This window comes from Synechocystis sp. LEGE 06083 (assembly GCF_015207725.1).
GTDB classification, from domain to species: Bacteria; Cyanobacteriota; Cyanobacteriia; order Cyanobacteriales; family Microcystaceae; genus Synechocystis; species Synechocystis salina.
The window spans coordinates 1-4,286 of sequence record NZ_JADEWJ010000303.1 but is presented as its reverse complement, the minus strand read 5'-3'; the positions used below and the strand labels follow the sequence as shown (position 1 = coordinate 4,286).

At 49.2% G+C, this 4,286-nt stretch carries 4 protein-coding genes and 1 pseudogene; 3 read left to right on the top strand and 2 right to left on the bottom strand.

Going from position 1 to position 4,286, the window contains the following annotated elements:
• Positions 1-1,416: pseudogene (locus tag IQ219_RS17285) on the bottom strand (glycine dehydrogenase (aminomethyl-transferring)); the annotation flags it as partial.
• Between the two features lie 178 nt (positions 1,417-1,594).
• On the opposite strand from IQ219_RS17285, the gene tsaE reads away from it, so the two are divergent.
• Positions 1,595-2,068 carry a tRNA (adenosine(37)-N6)-threonylcarbamoyltransferase complex ATPase subunit type 1 TsaE gene (gene tsaE / locus IQ219_RS17280; protein WP_194073429.1) on the top strand — a complete coding sequence of 158 codons (474 nt, stop codon included), beginning with the start codon at positions 1,595-1,597 and terminating at the stop codon, positions 2,066-2,068.
• On the opposite strand, the gene IQ219_RS17275 is transcribed toward tsaE, so the two are convergent.
• The gene (locus tag IQ219_RS17275; protein ID WP_228017275.1) at positions 2,065-2,901 is read right to left on the bottom strand and encodes a sirohydrochlorin chelatase; all 837 of its coding nucleotides are present in this window, start codon (positions 2,899-2,901) and stop codon (positions 2,065-2,067) included. The genes tsaE and IQ219_RS17275 overlap by 4 nt on opposite strands.
• Positions 2,902-3,158: 257 nt before the next feature.
• On the opposite strand from IQ219_RS17275, the gene IQ219_RS17270 reads away from it, so the two are divergent.
• Together IQ219_RS17270 and psbV are read left to right on the top strand one after the other, a co-directional pair.
• Positions 3,159-3,359, top strand: a complete 201-nt coding sequence (locus IQ219_RS17270; RefSeq protein ID WP_190599627.1) for a translation initiation factor IF-2 — start codon at positions 3,159-3,161, stop codon at positions 3,357-3,359.
• Between the two features lie 167 nt (positions 3,360-3,526).
• Positions 3,527-4,009, top strand: a complete 483-nt coding sequence (psbV, locus tag IQ219_RS17265; protein WP_190599628.1) for a photosystem II cytochrome c-550 — start codon at positions 3,527-3,529, stop codon at positions 4,007-4,009.
• Positions 4,010-4,286 lie beyond the last annotated feature (277 nt).

Genomic DNA, 4,286 nt, shown 5'->3' with positions numbered 1-4,286 from the left:
TTCTGCGGGCGTAAAGGGTAAATCATCCTTGCCAGCAAAAATTTGCCACAGATCGAGCAGATCCTGCACTGTCACTGTTTCATCTAAGCTAATGCCCACTTCCCCAGGGGCCAGGGGCCGCAGATTAATCCCCCGCACTTCCGCTGCTTTCAAAATGGCTGGGGCACTCTGTTCCCCTACCCCCACCCGTAGAGTATCGAAGAAGTAATCGTTATTGAGGCTGTAATTTAACCGCTTTAAACCAATCGCCAATAGGGCTGTCAACTGGTGAATTCTCAGGGCAATATTTTTTAACCCCGTGGAGCCATGGTACACTCCGTACATGGAAGCCATCACCGCCAAGAGAACTTGGGCAGTACAGATATTGCTGGTGGCCTTGTCCCGACGGATATGTTGTTCCCTGGTTTGCAGAGCTAAGCGGAGAGCGGGATTACCATGGACATCCTTAGAAACCCCCACAATGCGCCCCGGCATTTTCCGTTGATATTCGGCCTTGGTGGCAAAGTAGGCGGCGTGGGGCCCACCGTAGCCCAAGGGAATGCCAAACCGCTGGGTACTGCCCACCGCAATATCGGCCCCCAATTCACCGGGGGGAGTCAGCAGGGTGAGACTGAAAGGATCGGCGGCCAGGGTAACCAAGGCTTGGTGTTGATGGGCTTGGTCAATGAAACTGCGGTAATCATAGATGGCCCCATCGGTGGCGGGGTATTGCAGTAAAGCGCCGAAAATGGGCGTGGAGAAGGAAAAGGTGCGGTGATCGCCCACAATCACGTCAATGCCGAGGGGATTAGCTCTGGTTTTAATCACTGCAATGGTTTGGGGATGGCAATCCTGGGCAACAAAAAAAGCATTAGCTTTGCTTTTACTCACTCCATAACTCAGGGCCATGGCTTCGGCGGCGGCGGTACCCTCATCCAACAGAGAAGCATTGGCAATTTCCAACCCGGTTAAATCCATCACCATGGTCTGAAAATTCAACAACGCTTCCAAACGACCCTGGGCAATTTCTGCTTGGTAGGGGGTATAGGCTGTGTACCAGCCGGGATTTTCTAAAATGTTCCGTTGAATAACCGGCGGGGTGATGGTGTCGTAATACCCCATGCCAATGTAGGAACGAAAAACTTGATTTTTGGAAGCAATGGATTTCAACTGGGCGATCGCCCCATACTCACCCTGGGAAGCGGGCAGTTTTAAGGACCGGGAGAGACGAATGGCCGGGGGCACTGCTTGGTCAATCAAATCCCCCAATGCATCAAAACCCAACGCCTGGAGCATCTGCTGCTGTTCCGTTTCGCCGGGCCCTAGGTGACGCTCCAAAAAATTATCCGCCGGAGCCAATTTTCCTTCTAGCTGTTTCAGGTCAACGGCGATCGCCTCGGAGGTGGGGACAACAACGGCGGACTCTAGGTTGGGCATAATGGCGGAGTAGGGAAAGGGTGAACGCCTAGACTGGATCTGTCAAAAAATGTTACAGATTGGCTCTAATTAGATACAAAGCTTAACAAATTTTGGTAGGACTAGGGGTCAACATTTTCCAGGCGGGGTAATCCAGATCAAACTTGCCCAATACCTTTAAACTTTCTCCCATTTGCCGATGAATGAAAACTCTATGCAATTTTTTCTTCCCGACCTAAATGCGTCCCACCAATGGGGGCAACAATTGGCTCAACGGCTACCCCTGGGCACCATTATTTTGTTGCAGGGGGACTTGGGGGCCGGGAAAACCAGCTTAGTCCAGGGCCTTGGTCGGGGTTTGGGCATTGTAGGGGAAATTGTCAGTCCTACTTTCACCATTGTTAATGAGTATCGGGAAGGCAAGATGCCCCTTTACCATCTGGATTTGTATCGACTTAATTCCCTTGAAGTCGAATATTTATACCCAGAACAATATTGGCAGGGGGAAGATTTTCCCTTGGGTATTACCGCTGTGGAGTGGCCGGAAAGACTCCCCCAACTACCAAACCAATATTTACAAATTGAACTGCGTCACCAAGGGGAAGGGCGGGCCATCACCCTGACAGCCCAGGACTGGGCCATGGACTTAAAGAATTTGTTACCCCCTAGTTAAAACACGTTAAAACGCTGTAGCTCCGTGGCAATTAACTGGGCCAGTAATGGTTGGGGCCCTAGGGGTTCTCCCAATTTAAGGCGGAGCTGACCATGGACCGATTGGAGTTGCTCCTGCTCTTGCCTGATTAGATCTGTCAATCCCCCAGCAAATAAAAAGTAAGGCAAAATCACCACTTCCCCCGCTGTCTTAATTTCCCCCAGGACAGTATCCAAACTGACGCCCCCTTTCCAATAGGCCGCCCTGGCCCCTAATTTTTCCGCCACCGTGGCGATCGCCAAATTACCACCGGCCCGTTTGCTACCGTGGGCTAATAAAATTCTTTCGGCCTGGGGTTGGCTTTGGTACTGGGTAAAACACTTATCTAGCAGAGCGGGTAGCCAGGGGTAAACCCCTAAAATTGGTAAGCAATCAATGGAGATGCTATTGCCCAATAGGACTTGAGCTTGGGCAATTTCCCGGGGTAAATCTTCGCAGGTGTGCACCCCCATGAGTAGGAAGAGGGGCATAACGGCAATTTTTTTCACCCCTTGGGGAATCAAATCCCTAGCAAGGTTGACCAATTGTTGATGGAGGGGCAGGGCTTGGGCTTCCAAACTGGCGCTAAATACCTGGGCTGGGGACTTGGAACTATTGTCCTGGCTAACAGTGGTCAACGATCCCCCAGGGTAACGCCCCAAAGTTGCCATGCCATGGCGCTTGATCAGGGCCTTTTTTCCTGCGGCGGAACGGGGGCGCAAAAACTGACCCACTAGATAAGTTAGGCGATCGAGGGCGATCTGGGGACGGGGATCACGGCTACCGTGGGCAACCAACAGATAGGCAGTGGACAAAGCTTGTTGGGGGGTAAATGGGGCTTAGCTTCATATATCTTAATCAACATTTCCCTGTCCTGGGGTGGCGATTTTAACCAAATTCCGCCCTATCTTCCTCCGAAAACTGCAATTTCCAACCCAATTTACCCCGGCCATAGCGCCCTGCGGAGTAAATCTGTCGGCGATCGCCGGAGGGAGGCTGTGGCAAAGGGAACTTACAATGGCATGATAGTTATACCACTCAATCTTTCGGTAAACCATAGCAATTAAATTTTATGGGGTTTGCGGATCTGTCGATTCAGTCCATTGCCACGGAGTACGATCTGACTGTGCAATCGGTCTTTGACCTGTGCGACCAACTCGGCATAGCCTACAAAAACCAAGAAACTAATCTGGCCCTGGAGGATGCGAAGGCGGTAATTATGCAAATTTTGCACCGTCAACAATCAGCCGCTGGGGAAGGGGACAATTTCTAGTTCCTAACACTGTCAGACCATTGCTATGGCCCCTATCACCATACTGACCGATCAAAAACCCTCGATTTTCTTGGCACACTTGATTAAAACCCTATTTTTAAAAAAAGATTGAGAATTGACCGATTACCTTTCTCACCCCTTATACCAACAGTTTGAGGAGAACCTTTGTGAAACGCTTTTTTCTGGTGGCGATCGCCTCTGTCCTATTTTTGTTTAATACCATGGCTGGCAGTGCCAATGCGGTGGAGTTGACCGAAAGCACCCGCACCATTGCCCTAGATGAGGCCGGTGGCACCACAACTTTAACCGCCCGCCAGTTCACCAACGGCCAAAAGATTTTTGTGGACACCTGTACCCAATGTCACCTCCAGGGTAAAACCAAAACTAACAATAACGTCAGTTTAGGGTTGGTAGACTTGGCCGGTGCTGAACCCCGTCGGGATAACGTCCTGGCCTTGGTAGAATATCTCAAAAATCCCAAGAGTTATGACGGTGAAGATGACTATTCGGAATTACACCCCAATATTTCCCGTCCTGACATTTACCCAGAAATGAGAAATTACACCGAAGATGACATCTTTGATGTGGCTGGTTACACCCTTATTGCTCCCAAATTGGATGAACGGTGGGGTGGCACCATCTACTTCTAGAAAAATACAGAAGTAAACCATCAAACTCCATAAAAATAAGTTAGATCTCCCCTCGACTCTGAGTTGGAGGTCTTTTTTCATTGGGAACTAAGTTAAAACCTTTTCGAAAGGCTTTAATAATTTGTCCTCTTTGATCAAATTTGATTTCTAAATAACTTGAAAAGAACCATGAATCAAATTATCTATTTAGCAAATTTTGTTACTGTTTTTTTAACTTGTATGTCATTAATCCTATGGGAAAAGAATCCCAGTCTTGCCAGTCAGCTAAATATGACGA